We start from the raw sequence: 25,769 nt of genomic DNA, 5'->3' as shown, positions 1-25,769 counted from the left end.
TATGTGAAATAAATTCGCCATCTTACTCAAGGTAAGATGGCGAATTTTATAGCAAATTATTTTTTAACGTTCATAGATTTAATTGTATCTACATTCTCTTTTGCTTGTTTCGTTATTTCTCCATTAATAGCATTTACATATTTATCACGACTTAAAAATTCAAAACATTTATATGCATTATTCGTGTCAGTTGCGGACATATATCCTGCACCTTTATTCAACATTTTTAGAGCTACCGTATTCATCCATTCTTTTGCATCTGCTTCTGGATATCCTAATTCCATAGAACGATAAGTTAATTCAATTGCTGAAGCTAAATCTTCAATCGTATCTTTATTTCCACTTACCTTTGCAGCTTCAAATGTACTCAAATACTCAATTGCCGCTTTTACCCCATCTTTAATTCCTAATTCTTCGATACCTGGTGTTTTATATAAAATTTGATAGTTGTTTAACGCTGATTTATATTGCGTTTTTTCTAACTGTTTTGCTTCTTTAATTACAAGACTAGCAACATTAGAAAATCCTGTTTTGTCAACAACACCACGAGAAGCTGCTTGACCATAATAATGCAAGGCATTATAAAGGTTTGTTTGTCCTTTTTTATTCTCTTCATCACTCGCTAATTGAATAAGTTGGATTCCCTCCATTTTTTTGGATGCATTATCAATCATATACATACCACTAATTTGGCCAATCGTTTTATCAATATCCTTTAACTGTGCAAGTAATGTGTATGATGGTAATAAGTTTTTACTTACTTCACTTTTCCATCCTGTCGTTCCATTTATTTTATTCCATTCATTTTCTGTATCTGTCCATAATTTATTCGCATAATTCACCATTTCTTCTCTTGAACGTTCCAATGGGTGCTTTGTACGAATTGCATTTGCAATATTTAATACCGCTGTATAATATTCTCCATTATTTGCAGCATCGTTTGCTTTTCTTTCAAACATTAGCGGCATTAATAATTTATGAGATTCATCTTGAACAGATTTTTCTACTCTTGCCGTATTTGCTAATAAATTCGCTTTATTTATAGCATCTTCGACTTTGAAATTAGAATCTTTAATTTGTCCACGAAGTCCCTCTACAGCCGCACTAAATTGCTGTTCTAATTTTTCTTTTTGTTCTCCTGTTGCACCGTCAATATACTTATTTGCTAATAGTAAAGCATTTTCATATTGTGGATTCGCTGGATTTAAATAGGTTTCTATTTGCTCGATTTCTTGACTAAATGGTTCAGATTTCACTTGTGCTTTTTGAGTACTTGAATCGATATTACTTGTTTTCTCGTTATTTTTGGCACCTTCAGTCTTTGCATCTTTTTGGTTTTTCTCAGCTAGTGTACTTGTTGCCTCATTTTCTTCTGTAACTACTTTTTCTTCATTACTACTAGTATTTTCTTTTACCGGTCTTGCATTTTCTTTTGTTTCAGTTGTAAACTGCACTACTGAGGTTTGGATATTAAGTTTCTGTAATTCTTCTTGTAATAGCTTGTTGAAAATCTCTTCTACATCTTGATTCGCTTTTTCTACTAATGCAGGATCTACACTTTCAAATACTGATGTAACTAAATAAAATTTACTTAATGCTTGTTCTAAAGATGCTACATCCCCTGTATTTGACCACTCTCTTTTTTCTTCTATTGCTGTTTGATAAACTTTTTCTGCTACAGATTTAATATAATCCTTCTTATTTTCACTTAAATATCTTTGTAGCTCTTCTTGAGTGGTAACCGATTCATTCAGTACGTTCATTTGATTACGTAAATAGAATAGCGCTCTCTCATTTGAATATTCACCACTTGTAAGAATTTGTTCTACATTATCTAATGCTAACTTATGTTCTGCTATCGATTTTGATTTTGATGGTGTATTCAATTGGCTAACGAGCGTCCAGTCTTCTTTTTTACTATAGTAGTTCGTTAAATTATTTAATGCATTTTCATCTAGTTCTTTTTGACTCGTATAAAAATCATTAAAGAAAACAGATGAGTAATATTTTCCATTTCCAGCGTACCACTCAACTAAAATGTCACCCGTTTTTGGTGATACTGTAATTGTTGGGTGTGTTGGTGTTGGATCCGGTTTTTGTTCTGGTTCTGGTTTTGGTTTTTCTGTTTCAGTTCCTCCTGTTTCAGTTCCTCCTGTTCCAGTTCCTTCTGTTCCAGTTCCTCCTGTTCCAGTTCCTCCTGTTCCAGTCCCTCCTGTTCCAGTTCCTCCTGTTCCAGTCCCTCCTGTTCCAGTTCCTTCTGTTCCAGTCCCTCCTGTTCCAGTTCCTTCTGTTCCAGTTCCTTCTGTTCCAGTTCCTCCTGTTCCAGTTCCTCCTGTTCCAGTTCCTCCTGTTTCGGTATTAGTTTTTGGCGGTTCTACAGTAGATGTAGGTATTTGAGCATTATCATTATTTTTACTTGGTTCCGCCACAGGTCCAACCACATTAGTTGGTAAATCTAGTTTTTGTGGAGTTGGTGCATCCGATAATTTGATTTGTGGATCTTTCTTTTCCACCGATACTTCATCTGGTTTATACGTTACCGGTGTAATTGGTGATTTATTATTTCCAATTAAGTCTGCTAAATTAATAGTTGGTTTTTCGCCGGGTTTTTCATCTTTTTTTGCAGGATCAGCGACTAAATTTGGGAACATAGACTGTAAATCGCCCCCTGTAATACGATCATCTTTTTTCTCTTCTGTATTACTTGCTAGTTTTACTGGTTCTTTTCCTGCTGTTTTAAAGCCTTTGTCATACACAAGATATCCTGATGTTCCTAGTAATGCTACCGACATTACGGATATAGCGACTTTTTTCCCTAAGTTATTATTGTTTTCCTCCATGTCCTTTTCCCCTTTTCCTATCTTTATTGAATCCAACCGTTTGTTTTCATTTCTGTTAGCTTTTCTTGCGCGGCTTTTACTTCAGATTCATTTTCATTTGCTTGCACTGTTTTTCTTAAGAAACGACTTGCTTCCTCGTATTTTTTCTGTTTAATTTTAAACATCCCGAATGCAAAATTCACATGCGGATTTTCATCGTTTTGTGCGTATGCTTCTGTGAAAAGCTTCTCTGCTTCATTCACTTGTCCCACTTTATCGTATAAAATCCCTATATTTACAAGCGTATTTATGTCGCGTGTTCCACTGCTGACAACTCTATTGTAAGCTTCTAACGCTTGCTGATATGCAGCAGTACTCTTTGCACCATCTCGCGTTTCATAAAATTGACCCGCTTCGTAATACACAATTCCAAGTTGATTTAACAACTCAATATTTTTCATATCTTTTTGAATTGCTACTTGTAAAATGTGAGATGCTTGTTGATAATTCATTTCTTTCTTCGCACTATCAATTAAGTTTGTTTTATTCCAAAGCACATATAAATTTGAAAGTTCAATTGTATATATGGCATTCTTTGAATCTTGCATGATAGCTTCTTTAAAGAAAGATTCTGCTTTGTCTAACTGTACTGTTGCGGTTGATAGTTGACCTTTTAAATATGAAACAATTGCCTTATCCTCATTTGTTTTCGTACTCATTTTGACAATAACATCTTCTGCCTTTTCAAATTCTTTCATTTTCATATGACTTACAGCTAAATCTCGCATTGCATCTTTTTTGTATGGTTCAATTCCCTTTGCATTATTCGCTAGCGCTTGTTCAAAATTTTGCACTGCTTCTTGATATTTCCCAATTCGGAAATTTGCTGAGGCTAATAGATAAGCAGCTTCATTATTTTCTTTATCTATTTCTCTATCTTTTATTAGTTTTGTAATATAATCGATTGCAATTTTATTTTTTCCTTCAGCAACGTAAATCGTTGCTAATTGGAGATAAGCCTCGTCTTTACTCTTCACAGCAATTGCCTGTCCAACAGCTTCTTCTGCTTTTGTATATTTTTTATCATCATAAGCTTGTCGTGCTTGTTCCATAAACTTTTGATATTTCGCGTTTGTTGTGTAGAAATAAAACAACGTCGAACCACCTATTACAACCACTACAGTTGAGCCAATAATCAAAATCCGTTTTTTATTCTTTTTCCACCATGTAGAAAAAGCCGATGGTTCACTTTGTTCATGCGCTATTGTAAGTGGTTGATTTGATGCTTTTGCATTTAAAATCTCATCATCTATATCATATTCCACTTGTTTTTTCGTTTGTTTCCGGCTCTGTAGAATATTATTTGGAACTGTAATTGTAGCTGCCACTTCTTGCTGCGACTCTGTTCCTTCGCCTTCTTTTATCTCTTCAATAATGCTTTCAATTTCCTGTTTTAACGCCTGATCAATGTTTGGAAATTGTACGATTCGTGAATAGACGAAACAAGCAAATGCTGCATTGTTTTCTCGTTCCAATTCAGTAGCTAATTCCAAATAATGTTGTAGGACCATTTTATTATTTATTTCAGGCTCTTGACTCTCCATAGTTTGAATAATATATGCGAGTTCTTTTTGCAGAGCTGTTGATGGATTGAGTGAATTGAAAATTATTTTATATTCATATAATGCCGCTTGTTTAAATCCTCTCTCTTCTAATAATCTTGCAATTTCCAAACATTTTGATACAAAAAGAGAGTGTTCTTCTGCTGACTGCCTTTCCGCATCAATTTTTATTCTTTCTCTCACGCTATTAAATACATCGTACCACTGTGCAAAGCTTGGGCATTCTGCGAAAGAATTACTACTCCATGCCTGCTTAAATAATTTTGCAATTTCCCCGTTCCATTGATTATGTAATACTTGCTGAAGTAACGTATATCTTTCACATTCTGTCTGCATTTCTTCCGTTTTAAAGTAACTTGCATCCGTCCATTTTTTATTTCGAACCTCTTCACTACACCAACTTAATATTTCTCCTAATAAAATAGCCCCAGCAAATCGATCGGCTTCTTTTTGCCATACTCCACTTGTCAAATACTTTGGTGCGTAACCCGCTGAACCTGCTGGCAATAACGAAGGCCTTTTCGTTTTTGGGCCATACATTTGCTCAACGTCAACGAGTTCGATATAGTGTTGGCCTTCAATTGCATTTTCACTTAAGAAAGGTACAAGTACGTTGCTAGACGATAAATCATTATGAGCAACTTCATTTTCTTCCATCATTTTAAGTGTTGTAAGAAATGCTTCTGCAATAAAGAAACATTGTTCTTTTGATAACATTCGTTGTTCTTGTAAAATATCAGCCCAAGTTGGACCTTCAATCCAAGGCATTACAATACTATTAGCAAGATCTTCTGATTTTTCGATAGCAGATGTATGTTCTTCTTTAGTAACGATATAGCGTGAACATACTTTCAGACCCACTAAGGAAGAAAGTGGTTTCAAAAATGCTAGTTGATGTTTTTCCTCACGATAGCGTTCCTTAAAAACTTTTAATGCAATTCGTTCTACACCATTTTCCTGTTGTAATTGATAAACTGTTCCTTGTCTTCCCTCTTGACCATAGGGCATCTCAATACCAATTACAGCTGGGTGTTTCTCAAAACGATAAACATCTTTATTAAGATTAATTTTTTCTCCTACTTCTGGTCGGAATCCCATTTTATCCCCTTACTCTCGTATAACAATTTTTCAAAAAAAGACCAGGAACAATAGCTCCTGGTCTTTTGCAATTGTTCTATTCTTAGTATGTGTTATCTGTACTACGGAATTTCTCAGCAATACGTTTTAGGTCTCTCGAAATTCCTTCTAAAATAGGAATGTATTGTTGCATTTTTTGTTTAGAATTTTCAAATTCCCCTCTGAATTTCGCTTGTGTTGACCCAGCCCATTGACCATCTAAACTTTTAATATCGCCTTCAAGTCTATTAACTTGACTTTGCGCTTCCGCAGCTGCGTTATTAAAGTTATTAGCAATTCTTTCAAGGTCTTCTGGTCTAATTTTAATTTCTGTCATTGTATTAATTTCCCCTTTCAAATCATAAATGATACAACAATTAGATTATAAACTATATTCATACAATTTTAAAAGAGTTAAATTGCAAAAAAATTCTATTTTATAGTAATTTAATCCTATTTTAATATTATTTCACTTTTAATTCAGACCATTTCACACTAATTTTGTCTGTCATCGTGCGAAGTAAATGTAACGGTGTATATGCACATTTTATTTTTATTGGCTTTCTACGTATGCAATATCCATCCCCACTTAATAATTCTTGATCCATTTCAGCATGTGGAAGTTTCATATTAAAGAAATACACATCGTTATTGTGAGTCGTTCCTAATAAATAACCAATACTTCTCTTTCTAATTTCCGCAAACCATTTTTCATGTGAAAAGTTATTTACACTAGATGTTGTAGCCGCCGTTAAAAAATGAATCCCTTTATTCTTACAATTTTGAACTATTAGTTCCATTTTATTTTTCGCCTCATAATCAATAGATAATACAGTTAACATTTGATCAATATCATCAATTGCAATGATTATTTTCTCATATGGAAACTCCACTGTTACGTTTGGATCTATAGAAGGTACTACTGCTTCTCTATTATTTATTAGCTCTAACAATTCATCTAACATTTCTTTTAATTGCATATCATTTGTAACTTTCTTCTTCACATGAGGTAAATCTCCAAGAGCTAATATGCCAGTAGGTCTTTCACCAAGGTCTACTAAGTATAGCTCAACCTTTTCTGGAGAGTATTGGTATGTAGTAGTGAAAAGAAGTGTTTGTAATAATGATGTTTTTCCACCTTCTATTCTTCCACCGATAAATATATGATTCATTTCGTCCAATGAAAAATTTTGCAAACAGATATCATCTGTTTCAACTCCTGCAGAAATTTGAGTTGGTTCTAATTGCTCAACTAAATCTTCTACAAATATTTCTTTAGGAACCATTGGAATCTCTTTTGCTTTTTCACCATTCCATTCACTGCCCATTTTTTGAATAATCGTTTTTAATTGCTGTGAGTATTCTAATTCACTTTCACCTATAAACGGTAGTGCTGCTTGGAACAATTCAGGTGGTTGACCTTTCATTAACCCACGGCCAGTAGGAACTTCAATTAACGGGAAATTTGGTCTACCAACTAAACTAGGATATTCAGCTCTATCTTGCAATTCAAATGTAATTGCCATCGGTATATTATTACGAACACGATCAAACATATCAATTGTTTGATTAAGTGAGAAATAGAAGTACACGCCATATGTGCTTGATTCGCGTAATAACATTTCTAATACTTCATTCTCTTTTTCAAATTCATTTTTAAATCTTATATAACCATCTACCATTACAACGATAGCAGGAATTTTCTTTCCAACCATTCGATTATACATAGAGAATGACTTTGCACCTATATTAGAAAAACTCTCTTTTCTATGCGTGATTTCCTTCTTTAAAAATCCGAATAGACGTTTCATTTTTTCATTTTCGTCCTCTTGTACAACCCCGCCTACATGAGGTAAATCTCTAAAATCTAAGAACATACGACCAAAATCAATAATATAAAAATTCACTTCTTCTGGTGTATGAGATACTGCTAAGGACATAATAATTGTTTGTAACATCGTTGTTTTTCCTGTTCCTGGCATACCATAAATATTTAAATGTCCTTCTTGTAAATCTAACTTCAACGGAAATTGCGCTTGATTTGCAACATCATCAATTAATCCTATTGTTACTTGTAAATATTCTTTCGGTTTATTCCACTCACCAATTGTCCAATTTTCCATAGCATAAAATTCTTTTAACAATAATTTTTCCGGTAATGGATCCAGCCAAGGTCCTGGTAATGCTTTAATATTTTCTTTTTCTGATACGCTCTGTACATATTGAATAAAAGCTTGTAATTGCTTTGGACTATTTGTCATTGGTTTTGGACGCTTTTTCACTTTTATTCTTTCACCGGAAAGCTTCACTTCTGTAAAGTCAACAATATCAAGAACTTTCTCTTCATCTGGATTATAAGGTGCTCCACTCCATGCAGATTGGAATAATTCCAATACTTCATTGCTACCAACTTGAAGATATCCTCGCCCTGGTACATTGATTTTAGATGCATCTGGAATCTTTAACATTTCACGACTATCCGCGTCATCTTGTACACGTAAACAAATTCGAAAACGTGAGTTACTCCAAATCTTGTCATTTACAACCCCTGAAGGTTTTTGAGTTGCTAATAATAAGTGAACTCCTAATGTCCTTCCTATTGCAGCGACACTAATTAGCTCGTCCATAAATTCTGGTTGTTCCTTTTTCATTTGAGCAAACTCATCAATAACAATAAATAAATGTGGTAAAGGTTCTTTTTCACGCCAGCTTGTTTCATAATATTCATCTAGATGCTGAACATTTCCAGCTTGAATGAATAATTTTTGTCTCCGTTCTAGTTCTGCCTTTAATGAAATTCTGGCACGCTCAATTAAGTTCGGGTCCTCTAAGTTCGTAATAGATGCAATAATATGCGGTAATCCCGCAAATGTGTTTGACATCCCACCACCTTTATAATCGATAAGCATAAATGCCATCTCATGAGGGTGATAGGTTGCTGCTAACGCTGCTATTATAGACTGAATTACTTCACTTTTTCCTGATCCTGTTGTACCAGCCATTAGACCATGTGGACCATGCCCTTTTTTCTCTATTTTATCGTGAATATTTAGAAAAACAGGTTTACTTCCTTCTCTTACACCAATTGGAACCGGTAATGAAGTCGGATATCGATTTTCTTTCCATCTCTCTAGCACTTGTAACTCTTCCATATTTTTAGCTTGAAACAAGTCTAAAAATGTTAATACTTTCGGAATGTTGGCTGCTGTAGAACTTTTCATTCGAATTGGAGCAATGCTTCGCGCTCCTAGTTCACATCGCTCGAATGAAAGTCGATCCACTTTAAAACTAGCACGCGTTGTTCCACTATTTTCAGCTGAGCTTGAAAACGTTTCTACTAACTCACCATTTTCTCCATTTAAGCTTATTACAAGATCACATTCCATCGGTAAGCGTTCCTTTTGTTCCGCAAAAATAAATGTAGAAGCTCCTACACTTTCACCTTCTCTAAGTAACATTGGAGTTAAAGGATCATCTTCTAAAAATTCTCTCGCTGATAAGAAAAATACATACATCGGAATTAAAGGAACTTTTGCATCTGCTTGCGCAGAAGAATTATAGATTCTACGCATATTAAGTGGGGTAAATAGTACTTCAGCTAGTTTCTGTGCATCTTGTTGATTTTCAGATAAAAAGCGCATACTTCTCTGTTCATCCCATACGTGAGGAAGCCACCTCATCCAATCCCACTGCTTTTTCTCCTTCTCATGATAAAATGCTGCTATTTTCACTTCATTTGGTGCATGATGCGTCATAATTTGCGTCGTTACAATTCGAATAAAGTTTAGTCTATCTTCTTTATTTCCGACTACACCAATTACATCATTTTTTTTCAAAGAAATTGAAATATGGCCATTCGGTATCGTATTGAAATCCCTTTTCACATTTTGTGCTTCTGTAACTAATGGGTCTTCTTCATAACCTTTCTGCTCAGGCACCTTCAATTCTACAAGGAATGGTCTTTCTCCAGTTCCAATACGAATATCTAAAAAGTCCGGACTTTCAGGTGTTCTCTCCCATAAATTACTTTCCCGATTTTCAATTCTTTGTACACTTTTTAATGGGCTTGGATTTTGTGTAATTAAATATTTTGCTTGTTCAACCTTTAACGTATCTAATTCCACTCGATGCTTTTGAATTTGCTCTAAATATCTTGTTTGTAATTGTTCAACCATTTGACGATGTTCTTTCTTTTTACGGAAATGTCCCATCGTTGTAATTATATATGATCCCAACATCGGAATACTTGAAACCATCATTAATGGCATATAACTTGCATTCATCTTCATAAATTTCATCATTACAAAATATAACACTAATGTTAAAACCGTCATCATTGCAGGCATTAACATTGTTTCAATTGAAAACTTCGGCTCCTCCGGTATATTCGGTGGATCATGAATAATAACATCCCCTGTTGGTATATCTACTTTCACACGCGGAGAGCGTTGAAAATACGGTGACTTTTGCACAAAACATTTCTCCTTCCCCATCCAAAAACTATTACTCAATGATTTTCCATACATAATCTTCTTCACTAGAAGACATATCTTGTTTAACGGGTTCATTATAAACTTCTTCTGCTGGCATCATTTCAAAAGAAGGGATAATTGCTCCTTTTTTATGTAGCATTACATATTGTCCATCCCACACATCATTATCGCGCAACGTTTCATCATTTCGAATAGAATGCCATTCTTCTTTATCTTTTGTCACTCTAATTTCATACATACCGCTCAATGTTTCATCTATTTTTTCATGATGTAAAATTGCTTCAATAATTTGTACCGCTTTTACGTCATTTGGAATTGCAATATCAATTTCTTCATTTGACTGTTTTATGTATGTCACAATAATCTCTTCCACGTTTATTCACCTTTTTTCCATCGTGTTTATTACCAAGAAACATCTAAAAATGAAATATCATCGCTTGTCGGAGAGTTCTGTGCCCTCTCAATTTCTTTTAACACTTCCTCAACGTTATACTGCTTAAGCAGCGTAAGTCCGTCTGAGTGAATAACTATCCGATTCGCTTCTTGTCTAGATAATGTCTTTGAAAAAACCGCCAATTCCCCACCAATAATGCCTCGCCGTGTAGACCATCTTTTCTCTATATTTCTCTCAAACTTCATTACATTCGAACAATTCTCTTTATCTTGAAACAATTGTACAAATGAATCGCCATGTGTAACTATCGTTATTTGTACTTTATCTTCATTTGGAATAAGTTCTATTTTCCCACCAATAAACATAGCTTCACTACCTTGTTTTCGCTTTTCCTCCAAGACATCGCGAAGTAACCACGGTGTTTGTTCTGGCAATCGAAATGCATTCACTTCCTCTGAAGCTTCTTCTATCCAATTATTTAACTGTTCATTTAATAATGTAGCAATATCCAGTCCACTTCCTTGACATGTATCAAACAAGTTTACTAACTTCATACCAAGAAATTCTGCAGCAATTTCACCATGAAAAGACAGCCCTACACCATCACATAACGCAAATATGAAACGAGTTCCATTATCTTGAAATGCTAGGAAGTCTTGTCCACCCTCATTTAAATCCTGCGTTTCCTTTGCTCTTACATAGCTATATCGATATGTAAAATGTTTCATTTTCTTTTCTTGCAATATCGTTTCTTTCTTTTGCGAGAGGATATATTTCAACATACTCCCCCTCCTATCGAACCGGCGTTGCGGCAGACATTTGAAATCCAAGTGATACTAAGTCCGCATTTGTCCCTGGAAACATCATCACAGCACCATCTGTAATATGAAACCCATGCTCCGTCATCATCTCACGATAGCTTTGAGGTATAGGCGATGAAAGTCTTTGCAACTTTGCACCATATTCATCTGTAATCTCTGTATTTGGCATAATCCCTTCCCACTTCTTTATATTAGAAATTTGCTCTTGCATAATTTCATCTGAAATAAAAATATTTTCAATTAGTACGTTTCCATCAGGTACAGACATATTCATAATTCTTCGTACAATTAATTCTGGATCTTCACCAGTTGAAGCCCCATCTGTCATATGACAAACAACAGGGGCTGGTCCATCTTGTAAATTTGGTAATTCCTTTTGCAATAACTTCTCCACTACAGAGAAAGCTTTTGCTGTATCAGTTAAACGATGCGTTTGAATTTTTTCTAATGGGCGCAGTCTTGCTACCTCATCTATTGTTTTCACACCACCCAATAAATCAAAAACATGATCGCTATAGGCTAAAATAGATAACTTATATCTTGGAAGCAGGCGACTACCTTTTGTTGAACGAAATACCATTTGGCGAATCGCTAAAGAAAGAGCATCCGTTACAATATCAATTCTTCTTTTTTCTTCTCCGCCTGCATCCATCATTTGGTTCATTGATGCGCTTACATCAAGAAGATAAATTATATAAGCTGGTGTTTGTTGTGTTGCTTGAGTTTGATATAACATGTTTCATACCCTTCCATACATTATTATATGAACTTTTTTTATATTCATATTTCATTATAACTTATGAATTTTCTTTTTCTCAATTCATTATAAAATGTTCTTAATATAATTTACATATTTTCACACAAAAAATATTATTATTCTCTTCCACTTTTATTAAAATGCAAAGTACCCTTCTATACTATAGAAGGGTGCTCATGTTATGGTATAAGACGCGTACAATCTCTTGGAAAAGCGCTCGCTTCTCTCACATTCGATAATTCTAAAAATTTATATACAACTCTCTCTAACCCAATTCCAAAACCACCGTGCGGGGGACAACCGTATCGGAATGTATTTAAATAAGATTGAAATTTATCTGGATGTAATCCTTTTTCTTTAAAGGAAGTTAGTAACATTTCATAATTATGAATTCGCTGTGCCCCTGATGTTATTTCTAATCCTTTATATAGTAAGTCGAACGAATCAGTAATAGATGGATTCTCGTTATTCGGCATCGTATACATCGGTCTCGCTTCTTTCGGATAATGTGTAATGAAAACAAACTCACTCTTATATGTTTCCTTCACATATTTCCCTAGTAACTTCTCACCTTCTGTATCTAAATCACCAATTGGCGATTCTTTCCGATACTTACTTTTTAAGATTTCTTGTGCTTGTAACAATGTAATTTTCGGTATTTCTGTAATAACAGGTACTTCTATTTGTAATAGTTGTAGTTCTTTCTCACAGTTTTTTGCTACTTGTTGAAACATATATCGTAATACATCCGTTTCTAATTGCATCACTTCATGAAAATCATTTATAAAGCCAATCTCTACGTCTAACGATATATATTCATTCAAATGACGGGAAGAATTGTGATGTTCCGCTCTATATACAGGCGCAATTTCAAACACACGTTCTAATCCTCCCGCTACCATCATTTGCTTATAAAACTGTGGTGATTGAGCTAAATACGCTTCTTTTTGGAAGTATGGCAACTTAAAAACATTTGCTCCTCCTTCTGCTCCTTGCGAAACAATTTTTGGAGTATATATACGTGTGAAATCGTTCTCTATAAGGAATTCACTAAAGCTCTGGACGAGCGTAGATTTCACTTTAAATATAGCCGCGGTTCGCTCATGTCTTAATGATAATACCCGTTCATTCAGTAGTTGATCTAAGCCAACTTGTAACTTCTTTTTATTTATTTCAAATGGAAGTGGTTCTGCGCCATTTAATATTTTCACTTCGTGAGCAAGCACTTCAATCCCTAATTCTGTTTTCGAAGTCTCTACTATTTGGCCTACGACTTGAACAACACTCTCCACATCTACTTTAAATCCAGCTAGCTCGTTTTCTAATACGCATTGCATAACCCCTGATCGATCCCTTATTAATAAAAAACTAACATTACCTAGATGACGAATCTTTTTTACCCATCCTTGAAGTAATACAACTTTTCCGCTTTGCTTTGTACATTCTTTTGTGAGTGAACGCTTCATTACATTTCCCTCCAGTAAATTTATATTTATTTACGTTATTGTTATCATCGTCATCATCCACGGTCACTCACCTTCCTTCAAAGAATACAAAAATCCGCCCCTATAAATAGGGACGGATTTTTCCGCGGTACCACCCAAATTGTCATAATGACCATCTTAGCCCTGATAACGGTAGGTACCGTTTGCTTTTACTAATTATCACGTTCAAAGCAACACTCACAGGTGTCTTTCCATCATGCGGTGTCGCAATCTTCTCAGCAACCGATTGCTCTCTGTAGACCTTTGCATCATGTACTTTTCCTGATCATCACTTTTTATATTTACAGAGTATTCTATCTCTTCGTTTTATAAATTGCAAGTAATTTTTAAATATATTTTGATTTTTCAAATCCACTTTTGTACAATCTCCTCTAAAGCCATTCCACGTGAGCCTTTTAATAATACAACATCATTTTGCGTTATAATTTTTAATACTTCCTCTGCTATCTCGGCTTTATTATCAAATGATTGTACTTTTCCTGCATGATAGTTCTTTCTTGCTTCTTCCGCTACAATTTTGGCTAACTCTCCATACGTAAATACATATTGAATGCTCTCCTCATTTAACATTTTACCAATTTCTCTATGATATGTTTCACCTTTCTTCCCTAACTCCAACATATCCCCAATCACTATCATTTTTTTCTTATAGGCATTTAATTTCTGCAACGTTTCAATTGCAGCCTTCATGGAGGAAGGACTGGCATTCCATGCATCGTTAATAATTGTAAAACCTGTTTTAGCAGTTAAAAACTGAAAGCGCATTTGTGTAATATTTATTTGCTGCAATGCTTCTTGTATCTTTTCTGTAGGGACATTGTAAAATTGCCCTACAGCAATTCCAACGATCGCATTTAAAATATTATGCTTTCCATGTAAAGGAACATCATACTTCACTTTTGTTGAATCACTTAATTTAAAGTGAACACCATATTCATCTAATTGTACGTTCGTTGGAAACAAATCATTTGTATACTTTCCACCAAACGACTTACTTTCTATACCTAGCATATTAATATTTTGAGAAAGTAATGGCTCATCACCATTATATAAGAACAGTCCATCGTCATGTAATCCGTCTATAATTTCAAATTTAGCCTTCGCAACCTCTTCTCTTGATCCAAGCGTCTCTAGATGTGACTGTCCAATCATTGTAATAATCGCTACATCTGGCTGTGCGATTCGTGATAAATTTCGAATTTGTCCTTTTTCACTCATTCCCATTTCAAGTATTAAGAACTCAGTATTTCGTTCCATTTCTAAAATTGTTAACGGTAAACCGATTTGACTATTAAAATTACCTTTTGTTTTATGCACTCTATAAGTTGAACTTAAAATGCTTCCTATTATATCTTTTACCGTAGTCTTGCCATTACTACCTGTAATTCCTATTACTTTTACATTTATCTCTCTTCGATAAAATTGTGCCAATTGTTGCAAAGCAAACAAAGTGTCATCTACAAATATAATTGGAATCCCTTTTGGCGGAGTACCGTAAGACTTTTTCCATAAGGAAGCGACAGCTCCATTATCCATTGCTTCTTTCACATACTCATGCCCATTTTTCATCCTAATGATTGGAACAAATAAATTTCCTTCTTTCATGTTTTTGGAATCTATGCAGACACCATGTATCTCTATAAGATGAAACGATTCTTGTAATCCTTCTCCATTTACTACTTCTTCAAGTTTTTTCAAATTCATTTGAATCAAAGTATCACCTTTTTCCATTAAATTACATATTTACTGTTTTATTTACACATATTAATAAAAATTTTATAGCGAGGTGTGTATATGCAAAAAGCGATTAGTTTCTTTCTCCTATTGTTTTGCCTAATTGTAGTAAACGAAACGTACGCCTATTCACCAAAATCTTTACCAATCTCTCAAAACTCTGATCAATGGCAAGTGAATATTGATAAACCGAAAAAAACAAACAAGAATATGCTTCAAGCTAAAAAAGATGAATTTCAAACATATCAATTTTCAGTGAAAAATGTTGGAAACAGTGAAGTATATAATGTACAAGTCGAAGTATTCCGCAACGAGCCAAAAACAAAAACGAAATATGAACTCTTCTCCCTAAAGGAAAACCGTTTAGCAAGCGGAAAAACTGGATTTGAACATGCTAATTTTCCAGTTGCTACAAAAGCAGATGAAGTTGATGTAATGATTACTTGGCAAGAACACCCTTTCCGCTCCATGCGAAATGGTCAAAAAGTGGAGTCTAGAAAATTTAAAGAGCATTTTGTTTTTAAGGATGAAAAAAAATAAATGGAAGACGAATAAATTCACATTATCATTTATATAGCTTACTTTACTAGTACCAGTTCTAGAGCAAATTAAAAAGTCGTGGCTTATACATGCCACGACTTTTTATATTAATTCGTACTAATTCCTCTCGCTGCCCAAATACGATCGATATCAGCGGCATGTTGTCCGCCATATAAAAGAGCATCCGCTTGCTTAATCGCTTTCGCTCCATCACTGAATTTAGAGTTTGGTGTTAACGACCAGTGCGATTGTAAAATAATTTTCGTTGCTACATCACGACCAAATGCTTGCGCCATCTCATATTGTCCTTGAGCCCAAATTTCTCCATCATCATGTACCTCATTTGTAATATCTTTCGGATACACTTTATTCGTATCTAATCGGCGTAAGCACGTCGGATCTGAACTAGAATAAGCAGTCGCATCCCATTCTCCAACACATGCTTTTCCGTACCCAGTTGTCGATACTGCATCTTCATACGTAGCACCTAAGAAGTCACCAAATCCTTCTCCCATCGCTCCGCCTTCTGCTGAACTACCAAAACCGGGTACTTGATTATCTTGAATCGAATGGCCATACTCATGCGCGATAATACCAGCATCTTCTGCATCATCTACTCCGCCAGTACCGAAAGTTAAAGCTTTCGTTGTCGGAGAATAAAATGAATTATCAGCCGTCGTTCCATTCACATTCACTTTAATAGAGCGATTATTAATATTTTTAAAACCTAGACTTTGAATGTAACGTTGTAAAGTATCGATATGATAATACGACATCACATCTTCAAAGCTATCATTTGCACGTGTATAGTTAAATTGTAAGTTTGTAGATTTCGTTAATGCTGTTGAATCTGCATCATTGTTATCTTTTAAACCTACTTTACTACCGCTAGATACGACTGGATTAGGTAAAAATACTTTTCCTGATCCTTCTGCTTTACGGTTTATATCAACTTTTTTAATTAACTTTCCATTTTCTGCATCAATAAATGTTTCCCATGCACCAAATGGATTATTAGAATGGACTACAACTTTATATACTGGACGAGCAATTCCTTCTTCAACAATATATCCAAATTCTTTCTCTGTAGGAGCCCATAAGTTTTGTTCACTTACTTCTCCAACATACGCCATTGATTTTTGTATTGCATCTTTTTCACTAATTTTTGTAGTAGCTTCCTTCACACCTTTAACAGATTGATAATCAGAAACAGCAAGTACTCCTTTTCCTTCTCCATTAAGAGTAACTGTAATTTGTTTTGAAAATACAGGTGCACCATTCACAACTTGTTGGAACCTAACATATGAAGCTACTGACGTTTCTGTTGTAGAAATATATTGTAAGTCTGAAAGGTCTGCTTTTAATCCATACTGCGCAGCATTTTCTTTTAAATATTCTGTTGCTTTTTTCTGCGGCGAATAAGCTTCTAGCTTTACTTGCTGTTGTTTTTCCAATGCCGAAACTGTAGTAATCGTCCCCATTACTAACGGCACAGTCATTGCCATTGCCACCATTTTTTTATTAAACATAGAACCACTCCCCCTAATAAAGTAGCTCAACCTTATCCCATTACCACTAGGCAATCATTCCCCACAAAATGGGGGGATAAAAATTGAATCTACGAGTAATTCTCTATGAACATTTCTATTACCTTTCCATTTAGGGGGAGTGAAATTTTCTCAATATTTATGTGTAAAGCGAAAACAATACTGTAGAAATAAATTTAAACAGCATTTTAATTAGCGTGTTATGGAGAAAGAATTTTTCTAGAGGTCCTATCGAATGTATTATGCGGAAAATAGCCGGATAAATTTCCATCATACAAAAAGGAAGTTGGAATCATTCCAACTTCCTTTTCTTTAATTAGCTGAGCTTAATTTAATGCGGAATTTTGTCTCACCTAAAGAAATTTCATCGTCTTTATTCGTTAAGTGACCAAATGTAAATTGTTTAACGAGTAAGTTTTCTTCCAACAACTCTTTATGATTCGTTAACGTTTGCTGTAGTTCTTCCTCTGTATCAAGAATTACATCTACTCGTAAATTAACAGGTAAATTCAACTGCTTACGATATTCTTGAACGGCGCGAATGAATTCACGTGCTACCCCTTCTTGTAGCAATTCTTCCGTTACATTCGTATCTAACATTACTGTATATTGTCCGTTAGTTGTATTAGAGAATCCAGATTTCGCAACTTTCTCTACTACTACATCTTCAGTCGTTACAACTATTTCTTCTCCTGATGCTACTTCGTAAACTGCTCTTTCTGTAGAGACAAAGTTTTGTACCTCGTCTTGTGATAATTGTTTTAGCCAGCCATTTACTGCATTCACATTTTTACCGAACTTCGGCCCAGCCGTTTTAAAATTCAGCTTTAATTGATAGGATGTGTATTTCGTTTCATCGAGTTCAACATGGAACGCCTTCACATTTAACTCATCCATAACGATATCACGATAAGATTCCCAATCCATATCATTTTCATTATGCTCAAGTAATACAAGTTCCGCTAACGGCTGTTTTACTTTTAAAGAATGTTGATTACGATTACTTCTTCCAAGTTCAACAACTTGTAAAACTGCATCCATTTCCGCTTCTAATTTCGGCTGAAGTAGTGATTCATTTACAACTGGATAATCGGCTAAATGAACGCTACTTCCAGTTAAATTCAAATGAATATCTTCAGCGACAAACGGTGTAAATGGTGCAATTAGTTTACTAATTGTTACAAGCACTTCATGAAGTGTCTCATACGCAGCTGCTTTTTCAGCATTCATACCAGATTCCCAGAAACGATTACGTGATCGCCTTACGTACCAATTACTTACTTCATCTACAAGCGCCGCGATTTCACGAGCTGCATTCGTAAATTGATAATCATCAAGTGCAGTTCTCACTTTTTTCGTTGTACTATGCAATCTTGATAATACCCATTCATCCAATTTCGTCCGCTTTACGTCATACGTTTCGTTCGGATTATACTCATCTAACTTTGCATATAAAACGTAGAAGCTATACACATTGACTAATGTATCTACAAATTTAGATTTTGCTTCTAATACTGTTCTTTCAGAAAAACGCTTCGCATTCCACGGAGCACTGTCAACGAGTAAAGCCCATCTTAAAGCATCAGCACCAAACTTCTCTACTAAATCAACTGGATCTAGTGCATTCCCTTTACTTTTAGACATTTTCTGTCCTTCCTCGTCTAGAACATGCCCTAGTGATAGCACTCGTTTATACGGTACTTTTCCAGTATATAGTGCTGATACAGCTAATAAACTATAAAACCAGCCGCGTGTTTGATCAATTCCTTCTGCAATTACATCTGCTGGAAACTGTTCTTCAAATAACTCTTTATTTTCAAACGGATAATGATATTGCGCAAATGGCATCGAACCACTATCAAACCAAACATCAATTACTTCTGGTGTGCGATTCATTGTACTTCCGCATTTTTCGCAGCAAACTTGCACTTCATCTACATATGGCTTATGCAATTCTAAGTCTTCAGGTGTCTCTTTCATACTATGCTTTCTTAAATCAGCAATGCTTTTCGGTGCGAATTGATGATCGCAACTTTCACATTCCCATACGTTTAATGGTGTTCCCCAATATCTATTTCGGCTAATATTCCAGTCCACCATGTTTTCTAAAAACTTACCAAATCGTCCATGTTTCATATGATCTGGATACCAAGTAACAGTATCGTTGTTTTGTAAAAATGTATCTTTAATTGCAGTCGTTCGGATTAACCAACTTTCACCTGCATAATAAAGAAGTGGTGAATCACAGCGCCAACAATGTGGGTAACTATGCTCATACTTTTCTTTATGATAAAGTAAACCCTCCTTCGCTAAATAACGAACGATATCTACGTCACAATCTTTTACAAATTTACCTTTCAAAAATGGTACTGCTTCTGTATATTCACCTTTCTCATCTACAACATGTAAGAATGACAACCCTGCACTTTGAACAACTCTATAATCGTCCTCCCCATATGCTGGAGCGATATGAACGAGTCCTGTACCACTATCTGCCGTAACAAAATCTGCTGCGATAACGTGGTAGCCATTTGTAACTTTGTTCATTGGAAATAGCGGCATATAAGATGTGCTTACTAATTCTTCACCTTTATGGACAGATAGTACTTCATAGTCTTCTTTTAATACATCTTGTACACGTTCTTTTGCAACAATGTATACATGACCTTCTTGTTTCGCTTTCACGTATTCCATATTTGGATGTACAGCGAGCGCGACATTTGCTGGAAGTGTCCAAGGTGTCGTTGTCCACCCTAGGAAATACTCATTTTCACTATCTGTCACTTTAAACTTAACTGTTGCACTTAAATCTTTTACTGTTTTATACCCTTGCGCAACCTCATGTGAACTTAGTGAAGTTTGACAGCTTGGGCAATATGGTGAAACTCTATGTCCCTTATACAATAAGCCTTTTTCATGAATCGTCCCTAAAATATGCCATACACTTTCGATATATGGATTCTCTAACGTAACGTATGGATCATCCATATCTACCCAATAACCGATACTTTCAGTGAATTCACGCCACTGTTTCTCATATGTGAATACACTCTCTTTACACTTCTTAATAAATGGTTCAATTCCATACTCTTCGATTTCATGTTTACCAGAAATACCGAGTTGCTTCTCAACACCTAATTCTACAGGTAAGCCGTGCGTATCCCATCCCGCTTTTCTTAATACTTTATAACCAGCCATCGTTTTATATCTTGCTACTACATCTTTAATTGTTCGTCCAAGTGCATGACCTACATGCGGTAGTCCGTTCGCCGTTGGTGGTCCTTCATAAAACACAAAAGATTGTGCGCCTTCTCGATTCTGAATTGATTGTTCGAAAATGCTCTGCTCGTTCCACTGTTTACGAATACGTGTTTCTCTCCCTACAGCTGACTCTTTTACATCTACTTTCTTCATCTACAATCACTCCTTTTGAATGTTTTAAAGCACACAAAAAACCCGTCCCTATAAAATAGGGACGGGTTTACCCGCGATACCACCCTAATTCTATTAGCTCTTCACTAATAGCACTTAGCAACGTACTATCATACGTGTTCTTTGTAACGGTAGACATCCGTCCGAGCTTACTCATTTTCAGCCTCGGCTCCTCGGAGATGATTTTCAAATAAAGTCTGCACACCGGCTTTCAGCAACATACCGGCTCTCTGGGGAACAGTACACTATTTTACTCTTTCTCGTCTTCAGATTTGTATACTTTGTTAAAAGCTATTTTATGCCATCAGTCGATAAATTGTCAACTAATTCAAAATATATTTTATCCCGCTTTAATGGGCAGTAAGACCCCCACTGATTAAAGTTTCACTTTATTTATATCTTTTTTCGTTCTTCTTATACAATTACTTTTCAAATTCTCGCAGTGCTGCTAAATTTTCATCATCCTCGATAAGTTCAGCGAAAAATCCCGACTCATCCTCACGAAGTACAATTTCAAACTCTTCCTTCGCCTCTTCATTTCTGTTTAACTGCGCTAAATAACAAGCACGATCGTATCTCGCTAACAAATCACTCGCATCAATTTTTAATGCTTCATTTGCTATTTCTTCTGCCTTTCGTGTTTGGCCGGCACCATGATAAGAAGATGCTAAAGAAAGAAGAATTGCTGTTTCATTCGGATGATGTATAGAAGCATTTTCTAATACGTGAATTGCCTCTTCAAACCGTTCTTGACTTTGATATATTTCTCCTAAAGCAAGAAACGCTCTACTTACAAACGGTGTTTGCTCCGTTAATTGTAAAGTAATCTTTTCTGCTTTTCTTTCTTCTCCCATTTTAAAGAATACTTGTGCTTGTAAAAGAAGCGTATCATAATCATCTGGTAACTCTCGAACCATTTGCTTCGTTAATTCTGCAGCATCCCGTAATCTATCTTCTTCCTCACACTCTATGAAAAGATTTACAAGTTGCTTCGCTACATCGTAATCCCATTTACTTTCTAATGATGTTTGCAATACATCTATCGCCTCTTTATACATCGCCACATTCTCATAAAATAGTGCAAATCGCTGCGCTGCCATACTATTTTTTTGATTTAACTTTAATGAGATTTCATATAAATCAATGATTGTAGTAATAATCGAAATTTCTTTCGCACGGTTTTTCATGCGATAAAAAGCTCTTGTAATTATGGATTTCTTCGGCTGTTCATTTTGTTGACGTTCAATCCACCTTTCTGTAACTGCAGATGCTGCATACATAAACGCCATACTTCTTTCTGCCTTTTTCACTTTTAATATATGAAGAAAATCTCGTATGTTAGACCATTTCTTATGTTGTTCTATCGCTTTTACATATACATCAAATATACGTTCATTATTTACATCTTTTTGTATCACTTTCATGGCAATTTCAATTGCTTTTGCATTTCTATTTTTCACTAGTACTTTTGCATAATGATATAGAACTTCTGTATGCTCACCATCTAATTGTAGTGCGTATTCAATCTGTTCTTGTTCTTTATCTATTTCATCCATCGCTCCATACACATATGCAACCGCATCTAATCTCCATATTTCAGGTACTTCGTCTGCCAATTGTTCTAGTTCAGTTAGCAATTCCTCCTGTAGATTCATTTCTACTGAAAGCTGTGCCAAATATTCCATATTAATATGCAACGGCTCTTCTTTCATCGCCTGAACCATATGATTTTGTTCTTTAGAACGATTTTCTTCTTTTTCGTATATTTCCGCAAGCTGTAAATGTACACCGACGAAATTCCCATCAAGCTCTAAACATCTTTCATACGCTTGTTTTGCTTCCGTCAATTGCCCTAATAGCATAAGTGTTTCACCAATTCGGTAATACGGTAATGCCGTTTCCTTTTGTTCTATCGCCCTTTTATATCTTTTCATCGCTTGGCCATACTGTCCGATAGATTCATATAAAACACCTGTATAACAACCGTATTCACTTACTTCATTTCTTTCTTTTTGTAACGTTCTTAAAAATGCTATTCCTCGTTGTACAAATACTGTTCCTTTCATTCGATTCACATATTCATCTAACGCACTTGCTACATTATATTCGCTCTGCTTTATACCACTCTCTAACTTAGACAATGCTACTTTAAACCCTTCTTCACTTCCACCAAGTTCAACTTCAGCATCCCATAAAACCATTCCTGCATTCATAAGAAAATCTTGACTCTTTTCAATTTGTTTTTCAATACCGAGAATATATTCTTTCGCTTCCTTATACTGTTCTCTTGCCATATAAACTTGCGTAAGTCCGAAGTGAGAATAAACATCATCATGATTTTCTTCTAAAGCACGAGTATACAACGATTCTGCTTCTTCCAGGCTATCATTTTGAAAATGATAGTCACCCAGTTTTACATATAGAGGTGCCTTATCATCACAATTCTCAATACCTTTTAATAGAATTTCTTTCGTACTTTCTTCATCCTTCAAATCAGATTCGTATATTTCCGCAAGTTTCGTATAAATGTATGGTGCATTACTATCCAAATGAATTGCTATTTTAAGCCCTTTTATCGCTAAATATAATTTCCCTAATTGATGTGCACATCTCGCTCGCTCATACCATACATGTGCCTCATTTTTATACTCTTTTAACAAATCATTAAAGATTTCATACGCTTCTTCATATCTTTCTAAATCTATTAATATTAACCCGTGATTCGTTAAAGTGAATCTTTCAGGGCTACGTTCCAAGGCGACTTGAGAAAACTGCAACGCCTTTTCAGATTGATCGATATACATATATGATAAAGCGAGAAAACTCCAAGCAATCGGCTGATCCGCGTCTAATTGTAACGAGGAACGAAAACTTGAAATCGCTTCTATATAACTTTCCTGCTCAAAAGCATACCTTCCGTTTATTAAATGATATAAAGCACGATTATTTTTCTTCTCAACACTCGCAAGCATTTGCCCCGCTTTTTCTAGTTCTTCAAGGCGAATAAAGCACTGTGCACCATGCAATTTAACAAAATCTGAGTTCGGAAACTTCTTCATTAACTTTTCTATACAATATAAAATAAATTCTTTATCTACTTCAACATCTAAATGCTTAACCGTATACAACCATGTATTCGGATTATCACTCGTCCCTTTTAAAAACTGTACTAAGTCATGAATCCCCTCTTTATCTTGTTCATCCAAATGATCTGTTAAAGAAAAAATAGATTTAAAATAATGATGTTCTTCTTCATTTAAAAATGATAGTAGTTCCTTTTTTTCTTTCGGAACAAACGTAATCGCTAAACAACCTGTATAACGATATTTTTCTTGTAACTTCCTATATTCCACAATAACTGGTTCGATAAAGTTCGGATCTTGAACATAAAATGCTTGTAACGTATCATCATATCCAGCTAGCACTTGCACATGTGAAGCATGTTCAATATCTATACTTAATAAAACGGGAATCCCCTGATCTAACAGTCTCTTATAATTTTCTACATTCCCTTTAAAATAACGATATTCATAACCTAATTCTTCTAAATAAGAAACAGTATCTGAAAACTTGGATCCTGTCATATCAAAAATAAACTCTGCTATTTCATCTTGTGTACGTTTTTCTCCCCATAACTGCAACATCATTTCTAAACTTGTCGGCACACAATAATTATCCTTTTGTACAATCGGAACGATCGGCAGGTGAACCTTTTTTCCATCTGGATTTTTTTCTAAATTATGATATAAAGACCCTTTTAAACTTTTTTCTTCTTTTAATAACTGTTGTAAATCTACAAGTTTATTCATTTTGTAAAGCGCTTCTGCTCGCAAATGTACGAAATAAGCTTTATACGCATGATAAGGAAGCTGTTTATTTATGTTATCTATTACTGATAACATATCTTCGTACTCCCCTAAATCTAATACATATTTTATCTTTTCAAAATGAAAATATGGTACTTGCGGGAACTTTACAATCGCATCATCAATTAGCTGTAATGCACGTTTTTGTTCTCCTTTATTCGCATATAACTGTGATAATAAATAGGTAGATAACTCTTCACAATCTTTATGCTGCATACCAGCTATAAATTGTTCTTCTGCTTTCTCCCATTCACCTGTATGCATATAGACGTATCCCCATTTATCAAACACGGCACGTTCACTGTACTCCTCTGCTTTTTGCATATAGATTAGCGCTTCTTCATTTCGTTTCATTTCTAAAAGACATCTTACTAACGTAAAATATGTTTTCGCTAAAAAATCGGCATCTATTTCTTCTTTATTGCTCTCTTCTAAAGCCTCTTTTAGCAACTGTTCTGCTTCAAGAATTTTCCGCTCATCAATTAACTCATCACAATATAAAGAGAGCGTTCTCATATTTGGGAATTTTTTATAAGCGTAGCGAATGAGGAATGAACTGTATTGGTGCATAAGCCCTTCATCAGTAAGACGAATTAATATATCAAACTCCTTATATGAAGGAATATTAGCAAGCCAATTCTTTACATAAGATAAAGTATTCTTTTCTTTTATATATGAAATTTCATTATTTATTTCCTGTAATCCCTCTATAAATCTCTTGTCTTTCAAACAAGCATCTAACTGCTTAAAATCTAGCATGTATTCACCTCGAATATTTATTTATACTGCTACTTGCTTAGATTTTACACATCATATTGTATGTATTCAACTAAAATCTCCTATAATGGATAGTATTATTTAATATTATTTGGATTTATAACAAAATATAGTAAAAATGATTGTTTTTCTCCATATTTTGTTTGATTAAATGGAATAACGTTACATGCGGACCTTATCTTTATATAGTTGAAATCAGTACATGAAATTATATCGGCGATAATTTAAATATATCGGTTCCGTCAAGAAGTCTGTGTAATTTGATAAGGCCCAATACATTGGTTTATCCAGTATGAATTTATAATGATTTGGTATGTGAAAAGTGAAGCTAGCTTCACTTTTCACA

General features: G+C 34.8%; 13 protein-coding genes and 2 other annotated features. Of the genes, 1 reads left to right on the top strand and 12 read right to left on the bottom strand.

The annotated features are described in order from the left end of the window. Nucleotides 1-56: 56 nt before the first annotated feature. The 9 genes from ACTFSI_RS15195 to ACTFSI_RS15155 form a co-directional block, all read right to left on the bottom strand. Complete coding sequence (locus tag ACTFSI_RS15195) at nt 57-2,840, bottom strand: hypothetical protein (protein ID WP_138322084.1); 2,784 nt, start codon at nt 2,838-2,840, stop codon at nt 57-59. A 23-nt stretch (nt 2,841-2,863) separates the two neighbouring features. Continuing rightward, nucleotides 2,864-5,539, bottom strand: a complete 2,676-nt coding sequence (locus tag ACTFSI_RS15190; protein ID WP_000506919.1) for a tetratricopeptide repeat protein — start codon at nt 5,537-5,539, stop codon at nt 2,864-2,866. Between the two features lie 82 nt (nt 5,540-5,621). Further along, on the bottom strand, nt 5,622-5,894 hold the full coding sequence (locus ACTFSI_RS15185; RefSeq protein WP_000136046.1) for a WXG100 family type VII secretion target: 273 nt from the start codon (nt 5,892-5,894) through the stop codon (nt 5,622-5,624). A 127-nt stretch (nt 5,895-6,021) separates the two neighbouring features. Further along, on the bottom strand, nt 6,022-10,029 hold the full coding sequence (essC, locus tag ACTFSI_RS15180; protein WP_001172769.1) for a type VII secretion protein EssC: 4,008 nt from the start codon (nt 10,027-10,029) through the stop codon (nt 6,022-6,024). Between the two features lie 31 nt (nt 10,030-10,060). Beyond that, the gene (locus tag ACTFSI_RS15175) at nt 10,061-10,423 is read right to left on the bottom strand and encodes an EsaB/YukD family protein (protein WP_000391133.1); all 363 of its coding nucleotides are present in this window, start codon (nt 10,421-10,423) and stop codon (nt 10,061-10,063) included. A 29-nt stretch (nt 10,424-10,452) separates the two neighbouring features. Continuing rightward, entirely contained in the window at nt 10,453-11,226 is a 774-nt protein-coding gene (locus ACTFSI_RS15170; protein ID WP_000922386.1) for a hypothetical protein, read from the bottom strand. Nucleotides 11,227-11,236: 10 nt separating this feature from the next. Next, nucleotides 11,237-12,001, bottom strand: a complete 765-nt coding sequence (locus ACTFSI_RS15165) for a vWA domain-containing protein (protein WP_000966843.1) — start codon at nt 11,999-12,001, stop codon at nt 11,237-11,239. 200 nt (nt 12,002-12,201) lie between these two features. Continuing rightward, the gene (gene aspS, locus ACTFSI_RS15160) at nt 12,202-13,488 is read right to left on the bottom strand and encodes an aspartate--tRNA(Asn) ligase (protein WP_138322085.1); all 1,287 of its coding nucleotides are present in this window, start codon (nt 13,486-13,488) and stop codon (nt 12,202-12,204) included. A 105-nt stretch (nt 13,489-13,593) separates the two neighbouring features. Continuing rightward, nucleotides 13,594-13,805: a binding site (T-box leader), on the bottom strand. A gap of 67 nt (nt 13,806-13,872) precedes the next feature. Continuing rightward, nucleotides 13,873-15,258 carry a UDP-N-acetylmuramoyl-tripeptide--D-alanyl-D-alanine ligase gene (locus tag ACTFSI_RS15155; RefSeq protein WP_138322086.1) on the bottom strand — a complete coding sequence of 462 codons (1,386 nt, stop codon included), beginning with the start codon at nt 15,256-15,258 and terminating at the stop codon, nt 13,873-13,875. A 63-nt stretch (nt 15,259-15,321) separates the two neighbouring features. Between ACTFSI_RS15155 and ACTFSI_RS15150 the strand changes: the two genes are divergently transcribed. Further along, nucleotides 15,322-15,801, top strand: a complete 480-nt coding sequence (locus tag ACTFSI_RS15150) for a hypothetical protein (protein ID WP_001167915.1) — start codon at nt 15,322-15,324, stop codon at nt 15,799-15,801. A gap of 107 nt (nt 15,802-15,908) precedes the next feature. Here the strand turns inward: ACTFSI_RS15150 and ACTFSI_RS15145 are convergent, their stop codons facing one another. From ACTFSI_RS15145 to ACTFSI_RS15135, 3 genes are all read right to left on the bottom strand, one after another. Beyond that, nucleotides 15,909-17,330, bottom strand: a complete 1,422-nt coding sequence (locus ACTFSI_RS15145; protein ID WP_440045457.1) for a M36 family metallopeptidase — start codon at nt 17,328-17,330, stop codon at nt 15,909-15,911. A gap of 330 nt (nt 17,331-17,660) precedes the next feature. Then, the gene (gene ileS, locus ACTFSI_RS15140; RefSeq protein WP_000754919.1) at nt 17,661-20,762 is read right to left on the bottom strand and encodes an isoleucine--tRNA ligase; all 3,102 of its coding nucleotides are present in this window, start codon (nt 20,760-20,762) and stop codon (nt 17,661-17,663) included. A gap of 54 nt (nt 20,763-20,816) precedes the next feature. After that, nucleotides 20,817-21,056 (bottom strand) — a binding site (T-box leader). A 146-nt stretch (nt 21,057-21,202) separates the two neighbouring features. After that, entirely contained in the window at nt 21,203-25,405 is a 4,203-nt protein-coding gene (locus tag ACTFSI_RS15135; RefSeq protein ID WP_138322087.1) for a bacteriocin-processing peptidase family protein, read from the bottom strand. Nucleotides 25,406-25,769: the final 364 nt, after the last annotated feature.

It is taken from the genome of Bacillus cereus group sp. MYBK101-2 (genome assembly GCF_051918845.1).
GTDB classification, from domain to species: Bacteria; Bacillota; Bacilli; order Bacillales; family Bacillaceae_G; genus Bacillus_A; species Bacillus_A paranthracis.
This window is presented reverse-complemented; position numbering and strand designations above follow the sequence as displayed.